This window comes from Collinsella sp. AM34-10 (genome assembly GCF_003469185.1).
Classification (GTDB): Bacteria; Actinomycetota; Coriobacteriia; order Coriobacteriales; family Coriobacteriaceae; genus Collinsella.
Window position 1 is genome coordinate 228,763 of sequence record NZ_QSIL01000002.1, and the last position, 17,262, is coordinate 246,024.

The 17,262-nt window shown below is 61.7% G+C and carries 13 protein-coding genes; 8 read left to right on the plus strand and 5 right to left on the minus strand.

The features are described from left to right. From DW823_RS03105 to DW823_RS03115, 3 genes are all read left to right on the plus strand, one after another. Positions 1-843 carry a nucleotide exchange factor GrpE gene (locus DW823_RS03105; protein WP_118080212.1) on the plus strand — a complete coding sequence of 281 codons (843 nt, stop codon included), beginning with the start codon at positions 1-3 and terminating at the stop codon, positions 841-843. A 108-nt stretch (positions 844-951) separates the two neighbouring features. Beyond that, positions 952-1,917 carry a DnaJ C-terminal domain-containing protein gene (locus DW823_RS03110; protein ID WP_006235211.1) on the plus strand — a complete coding sequence of 322 codons (966 nt, stop codon included), beginning with the start codon at positions 952-954 and terminating at the stop codon, positions 1,915-1,917. A gap of 72 nt (positions 1,918-1,989) precedes the next feature. Then, positions 1,990-2,406, plus strand: coding sequence for a heat shock protein transcriptional repressor HspR (locus DW823_RS03115; protein WP_006235210.1), 417 nt, complete (start codon positions 1,990-1,992; stop codon positions 2,404-2,406). Between the two features lie 59 nt (positions 2,407-2,465). Here the strand turns inward: DW823_RS03115 and DW823_RS09765 are convergent, their stop codons facing one another. After that, a complete protein-coding gene (locus tag DW823_RS09765) occupies positions 2,466-2,636 on the minus strand; it encodes a hypothetical protein (protein WP_158567253.1) in 171 nt (56 codons plus the stop codon). A gap of 195 nt (positions 2,637-2,831) precedes the next feature. Here DW823_RS09765 and DW823_RS03120 point away from each other — a divergent pair, with 195 nt between their 5' ends. After that, positions 2,832-5,132 (plus strand): hydratase, encoded by a 2,301-nt coding sequence (locus tag DW823_RS03120; protein ID WP_118080215.1) that lies wholly within the window; start codon positions 2,832-2,834, stop codon positions 5,130-5,132. A 473-nt stretch (positions 5,133-5,605) separates the two neighbouring features. Here the strand turns inward: DW823_RS03120 and DW823_RS03125 are convergent, their stop codons facing one another. Beyond that, complete coding sequence (locus DW823_RS03125; protein ID WP_118080218.1) at positions 5,606-6,274, minus strand: hypothetical protein; 669 nt, start codon at positions 6,272-6,274, stop codon at positions 5,606-5,608. Positions 6,275-6,508: 234 nt separating this feature from the next. Between DW823_RS03125 and DW823_RS03130 the strand changes: the two genes are divergently transcribed. From DW823_RS03130 to DW823_RS03140, 3 genes are all read left to right on the plus strand, one after another. Next, positions 6,509-7,180, plus strand: a complete 672-nt coding sequence (locus tag DW823_RS03130) for a hypothetical protein (RefSeq protein WP_147350641.1) — start codon at positions 6,509-6,511, stop codon at positions 7,178-7,180. Positions 7,181-7,627: 447 nt separating this feature from the next. Then, entirely contained in the window at positions 7,628-10,255 is a 2,628-nt protein-coding gene (gene clpB, locus DW823_RS03135) for an ATP-dependent chaperone ClpB (RefSeq protein ID WP_118080223.1), read from the plus strand. 132 nt (positions 10,256-10,387) lie between these two features. Beyond that, positions 10,388-10,582: a hypothetical protein gene (locus DW823_RS03140; protein ID WP_233542970.1), complete on the plus strand. Its 195-nt coding sequence runs from the start codon at positions 10,388-10,390 to the stop codon at positions 10,580-10,582. 132 nt (positions 10,583-10,714) lie between these two features. Here the strand turns inward: DW823_RS03140 and DW823_RS03145 are convergent, their stop codons facing one another. From DW823_RS03145 to DW823_RS03155, 3 genes are all read right to left on the minus strand, one after another. Beyond that, positions 10,715-12,217, minus strand: coding sequence for a hypothetical protein (locus DW823_RS03145; RefSeq protein ID WP_118080228.1), 1,503 nt, complete (start codon positions 12,215-12,217; stop codon positions 10,715-10,717). Between the two features lie 233 nt (positions 12,218-12,450). Further along, the gene (locus DW823_RS03150; protein ID WP_118080231.1) at positions 12,451-13,458 is read right to left on the minus strand and encodes a DUF5692 family protein; all 1,008 of its coding nucleotides are present in this window, start codon (positions 13,456-13,458) and stop codon (positions 12,451-12,453) included. Positions 13,459-13,521: 63 nt separating this feature from the next. After that, positions 13,522-14,184 (minus strand): TetR/AcrR family transcriptional regulator, encoded by a 663-nt coding sequence (locus DW823_RS03155; protein ID WP_118080319.1) that lies wholly within the window; start codon positions 14,182-14,184, stop codon positions 13,522-13,524. Positions 14,185-14,374: 190 nt separating this feature from the next. Here DW823_RS03155 and DW823_RS03160 point away from each other — a divergent pair, with 190 nt between their 5' ends. Then, positions 14,375-17,152 (plus strand): FAD-dependent oxidoreductase, encoded by a 2,778-nt coding sequence (locus DW823_RS03160; RefSeq protein ID WP_199574330.1) that lies wholly within the window; start codon positions 14,375-14,377, stop codon positions 17,150-17,152. Positions 17,153-17,262 lie beyond the last annotated feature (110 nt).

Here is a 17,262-nt window from a genome sequence, read left to right on the forward strand (position 1 = left end):
ATGTCCGCCCGTAAAGCTCGCACGGAGGCGGCTGCCGCTGGCGCCGCCCCCGTTGACTCTGAGGAGAAGGACGTGAAGATTCCCGTAGAGGCCGCAGACGATACCGAGGCCAACGAGGCCCCGGCCGCCGAGGCTGCCGAGAACCAGGTAGAGGATTCCAACAAGGAGGCGACGATGACCGAGGACGAGATGGTGGAAGCCGCTATCCGCGCCGGTGAGGAAGCCGCCGACAACGACTTTAAGCTCAAGTTCGAGCAGGCCCAAAAGGAGCTTGCCGACGTGCGCAATGAGCTCGATGCTGCGGCAGAGGCCCAGAAGGCCGCCGAGGACAAGGCGAAGGACGCTACCGAGCGAACCGCTCGTCTGCAGGCCGACTGGGAGAACTTCCGTCGCCGCACCGCCAACGAGCGCATCGCCGAGCGCGAGCGCGCGACCGAGAAGCTTGTCACCGCGCTGTTGCCGGTGATCGACGATATCGAGCGCGCGATCGACCATGCCCGCAGCCAGGAGCTTTCCGACGACTTTAAGCAGTTCGTCGATGGCGTTGACGCGGTACATGCCAAGCTGCTCGACGTGTTTGCGCACGAGGGCGTTGAGCCCATCGACCCCAAGGGCGAGGCGTTCGATCCGCTCGAGCACCAGGCTGTGGGTCGCGTCGAGGACGCATCGCAGTATGACGAGACCGTCAACGATGTGTACCAGAAGGGCTACCGCATGGCGGATCGTATCCTGCGCTCCGCGATGGTGACGGTGACCTACGGTGGCGAGAAGCGCCCCGCACCGGAGCCCGAAGCGGCGCCCGAGGATGCTACGGCCGATACGGCCGAGAGCACCGAGGAGTAATTGAGAAGGGCCCCGGGGCAACACCCGGGGCCCTTTCTGGCCTAGTGCCATATGACAGTATGAGCCGCCGTCCGCAGGGGCGGCGGATATAACAGGAGAGGAGCTACGATGGCTGCAGGCAAAACCTTCTATGACATCCTGGGCGTATCCAAGAGCGCCTCCGACAAAGAGATTAAGAGTGCGTTTCGCAAGCTCGCGCAAAAATATCACCCCGATGCCGGCGGCGACGAGGCCAAGTTTAAGGAGATCAGCGAGGCCTACGAGACGCTTTCGGACGAGAAGAAGCGCAAAGAGTACGACCAGATGCTCATGTTTGGCGGCATGCCGGGCGCGGGCGGCGCGTATGGCGGCGGCTACGGTGCCGGCGCGGGCGCCAGCGGCTGGGGCGATATCTTCGACAGCATCTTTAGCGGCAACGGCGCTTGGGGCAGCGATTGGGGCTCGGGCTTTGCCGGGGCTGCGGGCGCTGCCGGTGCCGGCGCGGGCCGCAGCCGTGCTCGCAAGGGCGGCGACCTGTCGCTGACCGTCGATGTTTCGGCCGAGGACGCGTTCCGCGGCGTGACGCACAAGGTCACCTATCGCATTCCCTCGACAGGCGAGCAGCAGACCATTACGGTCTCGGTGCCTGCGGGCGCGGTCGACGGCGGCAAGCTGCGCTACAAGCGTCGCGGCGAGTATGGCGTTGCGGGTGGCGAGCGCGGCGACCTGGTCGTGACCACGCACGTGGAGGAGCACCCGCTGTTTAAGCGCAAGGGCGCCGACGTGACCATGGAGGTACCGGTCTCGGTCTACGAGGCGGCGCTCGGCTGTACGGTGGACGTGCCGACGCCCGGCGGTGCGACGGTTCGTCTGAAGGTGCCCGCGGGTACCCAGACAGGCAAGAAGTTCCGCTTTAAGGAGATGGGCGCGCCCGACGTTAAGCACCGTGGCCGTACGGGCGCGCTGCTCGTCGAGATCAAGGTACAGGTCCCCACGAACCTGTCCGACGACGAGCGCGATGCCATGACCAAGCTGCGCGAGGCCGACACGCGCGACTACCGCGAGAAGGTCAACCGTTACAAGGCGACGTACTAGGGCGGTCGTGGCACACGCCCACGCCCGCGGGCTTATGATGGACGATAACGAGACGGAAAGGGGTCAGGTAGCATGGCCGAGGACAATAGGAACAAACCGCTGTACATGATCAGCGTGGCGGCCGAGCTGACCGGCATGCATCCGCAGACTCTGCGCGTCTACGAGTCCAAGGGCCTGGTGAATCCCCAGCGCTCGGGCGGCAACACGCGTCTGTATTCGCGTGCCGATATCGAGCGCCTGGAGCTCATTAACCAGCTGACCGACGAGGGCATCAACCTTGCCGGCGTGGTGCGTATTCTCGATATGAAGGAGCGTGCCGAGGAGCGTGAGCGCGAAAACGAGAAGCTCCGCGCCCGCGTGCGCCAGCTCGAGGACGAGCTGCACGAGTACAAGATGCAGAAGAAGATTACCGCCCTGGCCCCGCGCGACGGCTCAGTCAACCCCGAACAGGTCATGCGCAAGCTGCTGGGCGCCGGCGGGGATCTGTAGGTTACGCCGTTCTGCCGAACGGCGTAACGGCTCGACGCTGCGCCTTTGGTTCCGCCGTTCTAACGAACGGCGGACCGGTCGACGCTGCAAGCCCGCCAGAGCGGCAATCTGCCTTTCAACTTCGGCGGCATGATCAGAAGATCAATGCCGCCTTGTTTCAAGGCACCTTGCTCGCTCTGGTGGGCTTTCGCTGTCCGCGCCAAAACATCGGCGTTGTTATGGGTAGTCATTGGGGACGTTCTTAAATGACTAGTCGAAAGGGACGCTCTTGCACCAAATCTTCCGGCCCACACTGGGCTCGTCCTTTACTTTACCGAGATAAAGTGAACGTGCAGATTCGTAACCCACTCGCAACCGTTCTATGGCACGATATTGAACGAATGTATGCTATGCGCCCAAATCTTTTGGGCAGAGTGGGAGACAGTATGGTCAAGCTGTACGAGGACGGCATCTACCTGCGCGACGGCAGCGAGGTTGTGCCTGCGGCCGAGGCCGCCGAGCGCGGTATTACGCAGACGCCCGAGGATGCCAAGCGTGGCACTATCGCGTATTCGATCCTCCAGGCACACAATACGTCCGGAGATCCCGAGGCGCTCAAGATTCGCTTCGATGCCATGGCGAGCCATGACATCACCTTTGTCGGCATCATCCAGACGGCGCGTGCCTCGGGCATGGAGCAGTTCCCGCTGCCTTACGTGCTCACCAACTGCCATAACTCGCTGTGCGCCGTGGGCGGCACCATCAACGAGGACGACCACGTCTTTGGCCTTTCCGCGGCCAAGAAGTACGGCGGCATCTTCGTTCCGCCGCACATCGCCGTCATCCACTCCTTTATGCGTGAGAACTTCGCCGGTTGCGGCAAGATGATCCTGGGTTCCGACTCGCACACCCGCTATGGCGCCCTGGGCACCATGGCCGTGGGCGAGGGCGGAGGCGAGCTGGCAAAGCAGCTGCTGCGCGACACCTACGACGTTGCCTATCCCGGCGTCGTCGCCATCTACCTCACGGGCGCCCCGCGCCCCGGCGTCGGCCCGCACGATGTGGCGCTCGCCATCATCCGCGCCGTCTTTGCCAAGGGCTACGTTAAGAACAAGGTCATGGAGTTTGTGGGCCCCGGCATCGCGAGTATGACGACTGACTACCGCAACGGCGTCGATGTCATGACCACCGAGACCACCTGCCTGTCGAGCATCTGGGCTACCGACGAGGACACACACGCGTTTTTGACCATGCACGGCCGCGGCGACGACTACCGCGAGCTCAAGCCCGCCGATGTTGCCTACTACGACGGCTGCGTCGAGGTCGATCTGTCGAGCGTCAAGCCCATGATCGCGCTGCCGTTCCATCCTTCCAACGGCTTCGAGATTGACGAGCTCAACGAGAATCTCGAGGACATCCTGCACGAGGTGGAGCTCGAGGCTGCCAAGATCGGCGAAGGCAAGACGCACTTTAGCCTGCTCGACAAGATCGTCGACGGCAAGCTGCACGTGCAGCAGGGCGTTATTGCCGGCTGCTCGGGCGGCAACTACGACTCCGTGGTCCAGGCTGCCCGCGTGCTCAAGGGCGCTAACACCGGCTGCGGCGAGTTCTCGCTGTCGGTCTATCCCACAAGCCAGCCCGTGGCGCTCGAGCTTACACGCCGCGGCTATATCTACGACCTTATGGAGGCCGGCGCGATCGTGCGCACGGCGTTCTGCGGCCCGTGCTTTGGTGCCGGTGACACGCCTGCCAACAACGGCCTGTCCATCCGCCACACCACGCGCAATTTCCCCAACCGCGAGGGTTCCAAGCCGGGTAATGGCCAGCTGAGCGCCGTGGCCCTGATGGATGCCCGCTCCATTGCGGCGACGGCTGCCAACGGCGGCGTCCTGACGCCGGCGACCGACCTGCCCGAGGAGACTTGGGACGAGGCCTGCGAGTACACCTTTGACGACGCGCCGTACAAAAAGCGCGTGTACTGGGGCTTTGGCAAGGCGGAGCCTGCCGACGAGCTGGTCGAGGGTCCCAACATCAAGCCGTGGCCCGCGATGGAGCCCCTCGGCGATGACATCCTGCTCAAGGTGTGCTCCAAAATCATGGACCCGGTCACCACGACTGACGAGCTCATTCCCTCGGGCGAGACGAGCTCCTTCCGCTCCAACCCGTTGGGTCTGGCCGAGTTTACGCTCAGCCGTCGCGACCCGGCCTACGTGGGTCGTTCCAAGGAGGTCGACGCCGTGGAGAAGCGCCGCGTTGCTGGCGAGCCAGCAGGCGACCTGGCGGCGCTCGATGCCGAGCTTGCCGGCGTGTTTGAGGCACTGGCCGGCGCGGGTGTCGCTGCCGACGCCAAGGCGACCGAGTACGGCTCCATGCTCTATGCCAAGAAGCCCGGTGACGGTTCTGCTCGTGAGCAGGCCGCGAGCTGCCAGCGCGTAATCGGCGGTCTGGCCAATATCGTTCACGAGTACGCCACCAAGCGCTATCGCTCCAACGTGATGAACTGGGGCATGGTGCCCTTCCAGATGGAGGCCGAGCCCAACTTTGAGGTGGGCGACTACGTCTTTGTGCCGGGTGTCCGCGCCGCGCTCGACGGCGACCTAAAGGACATCGCCGCCTACGTGGTGCGTGCCGACGGCGCGGTCGAGCAGATTGAGCTTTACATTGCCGATATGACGGCAGAGGAGCGTGCCATCGTCAAGGCCGGCTGCCTGATCAACTACAACAAGTTCAAGGCCGCTGCCGAGTAACGCACTTAATTGTCCGCCCGGGGCTTACCCTTTCCCGCCCGCTCACGCGCTTCGCGAGGGTCGCGTTCGGGAAAGGGTAAGCCCCGGGCTACATTTCTGCGTTCTCGTTGGGTCTTGAGGGACGCTAATAAATAGACCTGCTTGATGCCGCCTCTGTTAATGGGGCGGCTTCTTTTTGTCGAAAACCGCCACAAAGGGGACAGGCACCTTTGTGGTGGTTTTTGTTTGTCTCGTTCTGTAACAGGTAGACCCTTATTTGCCGAGCAGTTGTTACAGATTTAGATAAACGGGCACCGCTGAACAATTCATCTCGATCTGTAACATCTGGACCCAAAAACGGCCGCTAGATGTTACAGATTGAGATGGTGAACGCCGGGGCCGAAGATCACCACAAAGGTGCCTGTCCCCTTTGTGGCGGTGGGGGGCGAGCTCGATGTTGCCGTGCTCGTTGAACGACATTCTAATGAGCGTTCCTACAGGATTTCATCCGGGCTGGCGGGTTTGGTTGTTTTGGGGATGCCGAGTTTGGATGACGCGAAATCGTCAACATTGTCCTTGATTCCGTCTCTGGTGTAGACGGTGACCATATAGGTGCTGTGTCCAAATTCGCTCTTGTTGCGCATCGCCCAGGCCTGCCAGTAGGCAGCCCTACCTCGTCCCCTGATTTCTCCGATGCGACGGAGTTCTGTTTGCATCAGCTTCGGGTCATTATTGACGGTTCGACCGGCCTCGTCGGTGAGCCCGCACTGTCCAAGTAGCTTGTCGAGGACTTGGTTCATGTGGCGCTCGTCGGTGTTTGGAGCATAGTCGTAGGCGAGGGTGATGGAATCGAGGGGCTGGTCGTCGATCAAATAATTCATCGCCTGAGGTTCAAGGCAGAAATAAGGAGGCCGTCCGTCGATCTGACCGAGCAGTGGCAACTTTGACCGCCAAATTCCGGTGGGAATTCCATCTTCGTAAAACACGCCGCGACAGATAAAGGAAAGCGAGGTGGCACGCGAGCCGGCGTCGACCATTCCGCGTAAATCGAAGGGCGAGGCGATGCCAAGGGAAAAGGGCGTGATGACGATAAGGAAGAGCATCACGATGGGTACGGCGAGAATGGCGATGACGTTGCGACCGGTGGAATGAGGCGGCTTCATATGCGCTCCTCGAGACAAAGAGCAGGCAAGCTCGATGACAAATGAATAATCTCAGCTAACAATTCAATTTTAATCTCATAACGTGTGACAGCTGGCCGTCGAAACCGAGAACCATCACAAAGGTGCCTGTCCCCTTTGTGGTGGTGAGGAGCGCGCGGCTTCTTTTGGTAATAGTGTTAGCTGGCGGTATCATTAGTGCAAATGGCGCGGGTTTGCATTGTGAGGTGTTTTGCCGTGAGCTGTCCTGGCCGTATTGGATTGATTGTCTTGGCGCTTGCGATCGCTGTGGTTGGCGCGGGCGCTGTCGGTATGGCATTTCTACCTGCTGCGGTGACGGAGCCGGTGGTCAAGCCTGTGACTCAATCTGTCGAACTTCTGACCGGCGACGACAAGCCCGAGACCATTACCGTTGATTTTGATGAGCAGCCGGCTGTGCTGGGTATTAGCAATTATCCGCGTATTCAGCTTGGGGCCATGCGCTATACCACGGATACAAGCCTGATCGATAGGGCGTCCGAGCTACTCAAGGGCAAAACATTTAAGCGTTGGTACGGATATGCGTCCTATCGGGCAAAAGCGAACGACATGGTTGGCGGATGCCACTCTTCCATCGAACTGGACACTGCAAACGGCGCAAAGTTATGTGATGTCTCGTACGATCCAGGCTACGAGGGCAATGAGGGTCCGGGCATCTACATCATGGACGGCGATGTCGCCTATGTCATGGAGGGCGACCAGACCGAGCTCAACGATTTTATGGGTCAGTGTATCCAAGATGCCTATAAACAGACCTGCTTGCCTGACTCGCAGACTGCACGCGATAGTGGGTCTGCCCGTACATGGCTGTTCGAGGATGAGATGCCCTGGACCGTCGAATCGGGAAGTACGGGTTCGGCGAAGGAGTAGAGACCGCGACCACCACAAAGGTGCCTGTCCTCTTTGTGGTGGTTTTCGGTCTGTCTCGATCTGTAACATCTTGGCCGCTAAAAGTGGGCCTGGTGTTACAGATTTAGATTTTTGATCCGGGTGTTTTCTGTTCGTCTCGATCTGTAACAGTTAGACCCTAATTTGCCGATTAGATGTTACAGATTGAGACAAACGGGCGCCGCTGAATAATTCGTCTCGATCTGTAACATCTGGAGCCGGAAACGGTCGATAGATGTTACAGATTGAGATAGTGAGGGGACGAGGCCGCAGCGGGTGAGCGTGCCTGCCCCCTATCTCTTAATCACTCATAAAATCTTATATATAGAGACTTAGATTTATGTATAAGATCGTACAAAGCTGGCAACAATACTTCTCGAACAACGTGAAGCCGCCCCGTAGGGCGGCCACCCCAAGAGAGGTGATTCCATGAGAATCGATAAGCTAGCAATGACGTCGCGCGAGGCGTTGCAGACCGCCATGAGCACGGCTGCCGATGCGCAGGCCGGCGCGGTGGAGCCGATTCACCTGCTGTCTGCCCTGCTCGGTGCCGGCGAGCGCAATATCTCCGTGATCATCGAGCGCATCGGTGCCGATCCGGCCCAGCTTGCACGCTCCACGCAGGATGCCATCGACCACGCGCCCAAGGTTTCGGGCGAGGGCCAGCAGATGGGCCTGTCCAACGAGCTCGTCCGCGTCATCGAGAAGGCCGAGAAGAAGGCCACCAAGATGGGCGACAGCTTTGTGGTGACCGAGCATCTGCTGATGGCGCTTGCCGAGGACAAGGGCGAGGCCGGCCGCGTTCTTCGCGACGCCGGCGTCACCAAGGAGCGCATCGAGCAGGTCTACGAGGAACTGCGCGGCGATGACCGCGTGACGTCTGCCGAGGACAAGACCCAGTTTGAGGCGCTGGAGCAGTACGGACGCAATATCTGCGATCTTGCCCGCGCCGGTAAGCTCGACCCGGTCATCGGCCGTACCAACGAGATCCGTCGTACCATTCAGGTCCTGTCCCGCCGCACCAAGAACAACCCCGTGCTCATCGGTGAGCCGGGCGTCGGTAAAACAGCTATCGTCGAGGGCATCGCCCAGCGTATCGTGGCCGGCGACGTGCCGAGTACGCTGCGCGACCGCGACCTCATCGAGCTCGACATGAGCGCGCTGGTCGCCGGCGCCAAGTACCGCGGTGAGTTCGAGGACCGCTTGAAGGCCGTGCTCAAGGAGGTACAGAAGTCCGAGGGCAAGGTCATCCTGTTCATCGATGAGCTCCACACCATCGTGGGCGCGGGTGCCACCGAGGGCTCCATGGACGCCGGCAACATCCTCAAGCCGGCGCTCGCCCGTGGCGACCTGCATGCGATCGGCGCGACCACGCTCGACGAATACCGCAAGTACATCGAGAAGGACGCGGCGCTCGCCCGTCGTTTCCAGACCGTTATGGTGAGCGAGCCTACCGTCGAGGACACCATCTCGATTCTGCGTGGCCTCAAGGAGAAGTACGAGATCTTCCACGGCGTGCATATCACCGATAGTGCACTCGTGGCCGCCGCCGACCTCTCCGATCGCTACATCGCCGACCGCTTCCTGCCCGACAAGGCCATCGACCTGGTCGATGAGGCCGCAAGCCGCCTGCGCATGGAGCTCGACAGCATGCCGGTCGAGATCGACGCCACCACGCGTCAGCTCACCCAGCTGCAGATCGAGGAGCAGGCGCTCATGAAGGAGACCGACGACGCCTCCAAGGAGCGTCTGGAGGCCCTGCGCCAAGAGATTGCCGAGGTCCAGGAAAAGCTCAACGTGCAAAAGGCCGGCTGGCTCAACCAAAAGAACGCCATCGACCACGTGCAAGAGCTCAAGGGACAGCTCGACGAGGCCAGGAGCGAAGAGGAGCGCGCGACGCGCAACGGCGATCTGGGTCGTGCGTCCGAGCTGCGCTACTCCGTGATTCCTGGTCTGCAGCAGCAGATTCAGGATTCCGAGGCTGCGCTCGAGGCGCAAAAGCAGCAGGACGGCGAGGGTCTCAACGAACAGGTGACCTCTGATGAGATCGCCGAGGTCGTGAGCGCCTGGACCGGCGTGCCCGTCTCCAAGATGATGCAGGGCGAGCTCGACAAGCTGAAGGGCCTGGAGGGCGAGCTGCATAAGCGCGTCATCGGCCAGGACGAGGCCGTCTCCGCCGTCGCCGCAGCTGTGCGCCGCAGCCGTGCGGGCCTCTCCGATCCGGACAAGCCCATCGGAAGCTTCTTCTTCCTGGGTCCTACCGGCGTGGGTAAGACCGAGCTCGCCAAGGCGCTTGCCGAGTGCCTGTTCGATGACGAGCGTGCGCTCGTGCGTATCGACATGTCCGAGTACATGGAGAAGTTCAGCGTCCAGCGTCTGATCGGTGCGCCTCCGGGATACGTGGGCTACGACGAGGGCGGACAGCTCACCGAAGCCGTGCGCCGTCGTCCGTACTCCGTGATCTTGCTTGACGAGATGGAGAAGGCCCATCCAGATGTCTTCAACGTGCTGCTGCAGGTGCTTGACGACGGCCGTCTGACCGACGGTCAGGGTCGCCAGGTGTCCTTCAAGAACACGATTATCATCATGACGAGCAACGTGGGCTCCAAGGCTATCGCCGAGCTTTCGGGCAAGGACGAGGAGGAGATGCGCCATCAGGTCGACGCGGCCATGGCTCAGACCTTCCGCCCCGAGTTCCTCAACCGTATCGACGATATCGTGGTGTTCCATCCGCTCGGCATGGCGCAGATCGAGAAGATCGTCGACATCCAGCTCGCCGACGTCCGCGCGCGTCTGGCCAAGGAGCGCATGACGCTTGCCATCACCCCGGCGGCCAAGCAGATGCTCGCCGTGGGCGGCCTGGACCCGGTCTTTGGCGCCCGTCCGCTCAAGCGTCTGGTCCAGCGCGAGGTCGTGGATGCCATCGCCGCCGCTATCATCGACGGCACGGTGCGCGAGGGCGATCAGGTGACGGTCGATGTCGACAAGGACGGCGGCTTTACCGTCGTGTGCGACAATACGCCGGCGGCCACCTACGAGGTCCCCGACGCCGAGTAGATTTTTGGGAGATGCCTTAAAACCTGCCAGTCGTCTCTAAACGCCAAGGGCGGCGGATCCAATTGGGTCCGCCGCCCTTTTTCGTGCGACAATCGATGATGTTGAACGGATGCGATGCAAGGAGCTATGCAGATGAAAGACGAGAACAAGACGAACGCACCGGCGGCTGAGGCAGTGCCCGCCGCACCCAAGCCTGCGCCTAAACCGGCGCCCAAGCCGCGCGACCCCTACATCCGCGCCGAGAACGAGGACGACGACGGCTACGATCCCTACAGCGATCGCCGCCCCGAGCGCGAGCCGATGTTCGAAGCCGACCCGTGGCGCTGAGTGCCACCCAAAAGGCCGCCAATAAGTTGCGGTGAAATAGGGACTGTTTTGCAGTTTGATCAGCAAAAACCGTCCCTATTCCACCGCAACTGCGTTAGGGATGTGGATGTCGGGCGGCTGTCTTCGGGCTGGCTAGTCCTGGGCCTTGATGCTCGGCAGGAGAATCTGGGCGAGGTAGTCGGTCTCGAGTTTGGTCGCGGTGTCTGCCTTGCCGTCTTTACCGACCAGGTCGTTTTTGATCTGGCTGTATGTGTAGCGGTTGCCGGTCGTGAGCTCGACAAGCTCAATCGCCGTGTCCATGGGGTAGGTCGACACGGGGTTCTGCGTGCGCCCGTTGATGGTTTGCGGAATCACGTACGGATAGACAGGGCCGCTGGCGTAGACGGTGTAGCCGTTGCCCAGGCTGACCGTGCCCAAAACCGTATCGCCGTCATCGGGGGTAAAGGTATCGCCGTCGCGCACTGCGACAAGCGTCACGAGCGGTGTGTTGGTGTCGCTGTCCAGATAAATGCACAGCGTGCTGCCGTTTTGCCAGGTTGCGACCTTGCCATACCACTCAACCGGAATATCGAGCTGATACAGGTTCGTCGCCTTGTGCCGAGCGTCGGCATCGCGGGCGGACTGAGCCTCGCTTGCGCTTACGGCGTTGGCGGCGGCATCGCGGCGCGTAATTGCCGCCTGCTGGAGTATCTTTGCCGCGGCGGCAGAGCTTGCGCCCCCTTCCTCGGCATACTTGGCGGCGGCATCGATCTGGTCGTCAGTCACCGTGTCGGCCGAAGGTACCTTGAGCTTAAAGGTGGCTTGAGCGCGCAGATCCTGCCCATCGCTCTTAATGGTGACCTGCGCCTTGGTGGTCGGGACGGTGTAGATGGTGCCGTCTTCCGCGATGGGGGATCCAGCAATGGAGAGCGTGTAATCGCCGGGCAGCAGCTTAATGCCGCGACCGTGCTCGTCAACGTAGAGCGTTTCGCTCACAGAAGAGCCGTCGGAGTCCTGGCCACTCACCTGCACGGGGATCTTTGAGCCGGTGGAGCAGTCGAGCCCCGCGGCATGTACGCCAATTTGCACCGACATCATGGTATGGGCGTTTGCGGCAACCACGGCGGCCCGCTCTTGCTGGTATCCGTTCCAAGCCGCATAGCCCGCGCCGCCGGCGACGAGCGCGATGGCAACAACGCCTGCCACCATCAGGTTGCGTCGCCTGGGCGACATCTTGCGATGGCGAACCTCGGCCTCGCGTGCCGAGGGAACGGACGGCAGGGGAATATCGCCCATGGCGATGGTCTCGTCTACGGCAGGCGCAGAGCCTAAGCCAGGGAGCTCGCGGGTCAGCGAATCTTCGGCGGGCAAGCTGTCGAGCAAGATGGTTTCCTCGCTCGTGTCGGATTCGGGCTGGTCGTCGGCCTCGCATTCGGATTCCTCGTGCCCCGCCTCGTCTTCGGTGGGCGCGGCGCCATCGTCTTTTGCATCCTGATCATCGGGCTGCGCTTCGATTTCCGGCTCATCTCGCACATCAACGCTCGAATCGTCAAACGCAATCTCGGCCAGTGCAATCTGGTCAAGGCTCTCCAGGGCCTCGGCACACGCTTCTGCATCTTGGGCCGCATCCTCTTGGCCCATCGTCTCATCTTTCATATATCCCCCAAGCTCAATATCGGGACAACACTGTACCCAAAAATGGAGCCATATAAAGCGCATGCGAAATATAAGATCCGATTTAACCCGAGTGCATCGTTTAGCCGCATCCTCGCGGCAGCAAAAAGCCCCCGGAACGTGAACGAATCACATTCCGGGGGCCCTGCAATGCGTTGAGTTGCGCGGAGCCGGTTATGCGGCTTCGTACTCAAGCGATGTTTGCGTCAGGCGCGTTACTCAGCGTGCGCGTAATCAACCTTGGCGCGGCGAGCGGTGGCCTTCTCCCAGTCGCTGGTGCCCTCAAAGACATCCTGCTTGTAGGGATTGCGGCCGAGCTTCTTGGCGCGGTAGGCGATGTAGATGATCGCGGCGACGTTGGCGACCAGTGCGGCGATCGAGACTGCGGTGGCGGCACCGGGGTCCAGCGTGGAGTGGGTCACAAAGATGGACTCCTCCTGGAAATACGGGAACACCTGGGCAAACATGCACCAAATGGCCAGCGTAAAGGCGCGGTTCTGGATCCATCCACCCTTGTTCCAGATAAAGGCGGCGACGGTGGGCGCCAGCAGCAGCGCAAAGCCGCAGAACCAGGAGTGGGTGGGCAGGCAGTTGTAGGTGTAGCAGAAGTTCCAGATATCGTAGGCGATGATGTAGACCCAGGTCATGTCGGGCCACAGCATGTCGGTCTGATCCTCGGAGGCGTAGACGCTCCACCAACCGGTCATGCAGAAGATGTTGATGAGACCGGCGATGCCGTTGAACACGTTGTTCCAGCCGGCCAGCTGCGTAGCACCTTCGGAGGTGACCCAAGTGGACTGGCCCAGGACAAAGAAGTGATAGGCGCTCTCAAAGTCGGACACGACGGCGATCATGATGTTGATGGCGACGATCACAAACGGCCATGCGCGGAACCAATGCGCCTTGCCGATCTTGCCCCACTGGTACTTAATGGCAATGAAGCCCCAGCAACCGGCCAGCGCCGCGTATACCTTGGCGTAGTGGAACCAGCTGTTCTGGTACACATGGGTGGGGTTGGTGAGTGCCCACTCGGCACCTTGCGAAACGCCGATGGCGATGGCGACGCAGTAGATGGTCATGGCCAGCGGGGCCACGCCAAAGATGATTGCCGCGCCCAGCTTAGTGCGGCGGCCGACCTCGTTGAGCACGATCAGGCCAATAAAGACCATGGCCCAGCCGGCCCAGTGGATAAGGGTATCGCTACCCCAAACATCGAACAGCATGCTGCTCTCCTTTCACACGCCCGCGGCCCCTCTTCCGATCGCGGGCAGTTTGGCCAAATGTCGTCAGTCCTGGGGCTTGCGCTCCGGATACTTGGCGGTATAGCCCTCGATGTGGAGTGTCGAGGCGATGATTTCCTTGACCGTCTCGTCGGGCACATCGGGGTGCGTGCGGATATACATCAACAACCCCATGATGAGGGTGTAGAACGTCTCGTAGACATGGTCGATGCGTAGCTCATGATGGGCGACAAAATCCACCACGGTGGTGTCGCAGATATACTGCGCCACGCGCTGGACCACGTTGTGCAAAAAGCCGCCGTAGAGCGCGCCGCTGCTCGAGGTGAGCGTGCTCGGCAGCTCGTGGCCGCTCACGACCAGGTGCTTAAAGAGCGGGGCGACGGTGTCGAGTGCGCCTTCGATGTCGCCGACCGTGCGGCTGGCGTTCCACTGCTCGAGCTCGGAGATAAAACCGTCGATTGCCTCGTCCATGACGGCAGTGACGGCGGCGTCCATATCGGCGAAGTAGTGGTAGAACAACGAGCGCGTACAGCCGGCACGCTTGGTCACGGCCGATACCGAAAGATGCGACACGCCCAGCTCGGAGCTCACGGCGCGCACGGCGGCGAGAATCTCTCGACGGCGTTCGTCGCCCGTCAAGCGCTTTGCCGCGCTGTCGGGCGCGGGGACGGCGTCGGCCACAGAGGTGTTCGCTGCGTTACTGCTCATGCGCTTGCCGCCTTTCATCCGTTTGAGCCTGACCGTTCGCCTAACAGTCTTGAATATTGTTGACGGTTCGTCAATACTATTTTTGACACAATGTCAACAATGGCGGGTGAACGGTATAGGGGCATGCCCGACCTGCAAAAAAAGAGGGGCGCCGCGGTCTCGCCGGACTGCGGCAAGAGAAGGGACAACCATGATTCTCAACGGACCGGGAATTAGTTACACCGAGCCCGACATCGGTTCGGAGTTCGTGCCGCCGCTGCCGGAGCATCCGCGCGAGGCAATCGTCAAGCTGTGCGAGCACTGCACTAACCGTCTGCTGCATCGCGACGAGCTGCTGGGCTACGAGTACTGGTCGTTTGCCGAGGCCGCAACCGACGAGCAGGCCGAAGTGCTCTGCAAGATGAAGATGCGCCGTCCCTATACGCTGCCCGAGATGGTCAAGCTCACCGGCATGCCTGAGGCCCAGATCGAGAAGATGCTCGACGACATGAGCTACACGGGTCTGCTCGAGTACAACTGGGAAAATCCCGAGCGCGCCAAGCAGTGGGTGCTGCCCATGTTGGTACCGGGTTCCGCCGAGTTCCTCAACATGCGCGTGGGCCAGCTCGAAGAGCACCCGGTCTATGCCAAGTTCTTTGAGCAGGCGTCCAAGGGACCGCTGTCCAAGGCCACGCCGATGGTGCCGCCCGGAGGTGCCGGCATCGGCATGCACGTCATTCCGGTCGAGAAGGCCATTGACGCCGCGAGCACCTCGGTGCCGATCGAGCATATCGAGCATTGGCTCGACAAATACGATGGCAAATATGCCGCCAGCACCTGCAGCTGCCGCGCGAGCCGTCGCGTGATGGGCGAGGGCTGCGCCGACGACCCCGCCGACTGGTGCATCGCCGTGGGCGATATGGCCGACTACGTGGTTGAGACCGACCGCGGCCACTATGTGACGCGCGAGGAGGTTTACGACATCCTGCGCCAGGCCGAGGACAACGGCTTTGTGCACCAGATCACCAATATCGACGGTGAGAACAAGATCTTCGCCATCTGCAACTGCAACGTCAACGTGTGCTATGCCCTGCGCACCTCTCAGCTGTTCAACACGCCCAACCTGTCGCGCTCGGCCTATGTCGCCAAGGTCGAGAAGGACAAGTGCGTGGCCTGCGGTCGCTGCGTTGAGGTGTGTCCGGCCGGCGCCGCCAAGCTGGGCCAGAAGCTCTGCAGCAAAAAGGCCGGCGGACAGGTGCCCGAGTATCCGCGCCAGGAGCTGCCCGACGCCACCAAGTGGGACCACACCAAGTGGTCGCCCAACTACCGCAACGACAACCGCATCGAGACGCATGAGTCCGGCACCGCGCCCTGCAAGACGGCCTGCCCCGCGCATGTCGCCGTTCAGGGCTATTTGAAGCTCGCGGCTCAGGGCCGCTATGACGAGGCGCTGGCGCTCATCAAGCGTGAGAACCCGCTGCCCGCTATCTGCGGCCGCGTGTGCAACCGCCGCTGTGAGGATGCCTGCACCCGCGGCCGTGTGGACGCCGCCGTGGCTATCGACGAGGTCAAGAAGTTCATCGCCCAGCGCGATCTTGATGCCGCGACCCGCTATGTCCCACCCGTGGTGACCCCGACGCGTGCCGGCGGCTTCGACCAGAAGATCGCCATCATCGGTGCCGGTCCGGCAGGTCTGTCCTGTGCCTTCTATCTGGCCGAGAAGGGCTACAAGCCCGTCGTGTTCGAGAAAAACGAGCGCCCGGGCGGTATGCTCACCTACGGCATTCCCAGCTTTAAGCTGCAGAAGGATGTTATCGAGGCCGAGGTCGAGGTCATTCGCCTGATGGGCGCCGAGTTCCGCTATGGCGTGGAGGTCGGTCGCGACGTGACGCTCGACGAGCTGCGCGAGCAGGGTTTTAAGGCCTTTTATGTTGCCATCGGCTGCCAGGGCGGCCGCTTCGCCGGTATTCCGGGCGAGGATGCCGAGGACGTGACCGTGGCCGTCGACTTTTTGCGCGAGGTCAACAGTGGCAAGATCGACGCGCTGCCCGGCCGCACCATCGTGGTGGGCGGCGGCAACGTGGCCATCGACGTCGCGCGCAACGCCTGCCGTCTGGGTTCCGAGCACGTTGAGATGTTCTGCCTGGAGAGCGAGGCCCAGATGCCCGCCAGCGAGGAGGAGCGTCGCGAGGCCGTTGAGGACGGCGCTCACATCAGCTGCGGCTGGGGCCCCAAGGAGGTTCACCTGGACGAGGCCGGTCGTGTGTGCGGTATCACCTTCAAGCGCTGCACGCGTGTCTTTGACGACGAGGGCCGGTTTGCGCCCGAGTACGACGAGAACGATCTGCGCCGCGTCGATGCCGACCGCGTGGTCATGTCGATTGGCCAGTCCATTGTGTGGGGCGACCTGCTGGCTGGCTCCAAGGTGGAGCTCGGCCGCGGCCAGGGTGCTCTTGCCGACCCCCAGACCTATCAGACCGCTGAGCCCGACATCTTTGTGGGCGGCGACGTCTACACCGGTCCGAGCTTTGCCATCGACGCCATCGCCGCCGGTCACGAGGCCGCCGTGTCCATCCATCGCTTTGTGCAGCCGGGATCCACGCTCACCATCGGCCGCAACCAGCGCCACTACACCGCGCTCGACCGCGACGATGTCGTGATCGAGAGCTACGACAACGCGAGCCGCGAGGTGGCGCATGTCGACCGCGAGCGCGAGAAGGCTGCACCCTTTAGCGAGTACGTCGAGACCTTTACCGAGGAGCAGGTGCGCGCCGAGACCGCCCGCTGCCTGGGCTGCGGTGCCTCGATCGTCGACCCCAACAAGTGCATCGGCTGCGGCTTGTGCACCACCAAGTGCGCGTTCGATGCCATCCACCTGGATCGCGATCGCCCCGAGTGCTCCACGATGGTCAAATACGAGCAAAAGCTCCCAAGCCTGGGTAAGTACGCGCTCAAGCGCGCCATCAAAATCAAATTCGGGAAGAAGTAAAAGAACCTAACAAGTAAGCGAACGGCGCAGAGAACGGTTGGACAGCGAGCGGGTCCCAGGCGTGGCGAGGTGCCTTGAAAGAGGAGGGCATAGGGCTTTTGCCCATGCCC

Coding starts and splice junctions, on each gene's coding strand:
- clpB (WP_118080223.1), top strand. CDS start 7,628: ATGAGAATCGATAAGCTAGCAATGACGTCGCGCGAGGCGTTGCAGACC.
- DW823_RS09765 (WP_158567253.1), bottom strand. CDS start 2,636: ATGACTACCCATAACAACGCCGATGTTTTGGCGCGGACAGCGAAAGCC.
- DW823_RS03160 (WP_199574330.1), top strand. CDS start 14,375: ATGATTCTCAACGGACCGGGAATTAGTTACACCGAGCCCGACATCGGT.
- DW823_RS03145 (WP_118080228.1), bottom strand. CDS start 12,217: ATGAAAGATGAGACGATGGGCCAAGAGGATGCGGCCCAAGATGCAGAA.
- DW823_RS03115 (WP_006235210.1), top strand. CDS start 1,990: ATGGCCGAGGACAATAGGAACAAACCGCTGTACATGATCAGCGTGGCG.
- DW823_RS03125 (WP_118080218.1), bottom strand. CDS start 6,274: ATGAAGCCGCCTCATTCCACCGGTCGCAACGTCATCGCCATTCTCGCC.
- DW823_RS03105 (WP_118080212.1), top strand. CDS start 1: ATGTCCGCCCGTAAAGCTCGCACGGAGGCGGCTGCCGCTGGCGCCGCC.
- DW823_RS03155 (WP_118080319.1), bottom strand. CDS start 14,184: ATGAGCAGTAACGCAGCGAACACCTCTGTGGCCGACGCCGTCCCCGCG.
- DW823_RS03120 (WP_118080215.1), top strand. CDS start 2,832: ATGGTCAAGCTGTACGAGGACGGCATCTACCTGCGCGACGGCAGCGAG.
- DW823_RS03140 (WP_233542970.1), top strand. CDS start 10,388: ATGAAAGACGAGAACAAGACGAACGCACCGGCGGCTGAGGCAGTGCCC.
- DW823_RS03110 (WP_006235211.1), top strand. CDS start 952: ATGGCTGCAGGCAAAACCTTCTATGACATCCTGGGCGTATCCAAGAGC.
- DW823_RS03150 (WP_118080231.1), bottom strand. CDS start 13,458: ATGCTGTTCGATGTTTGGGGTAGCGATACCCTTATCCACTGGGCCGGC.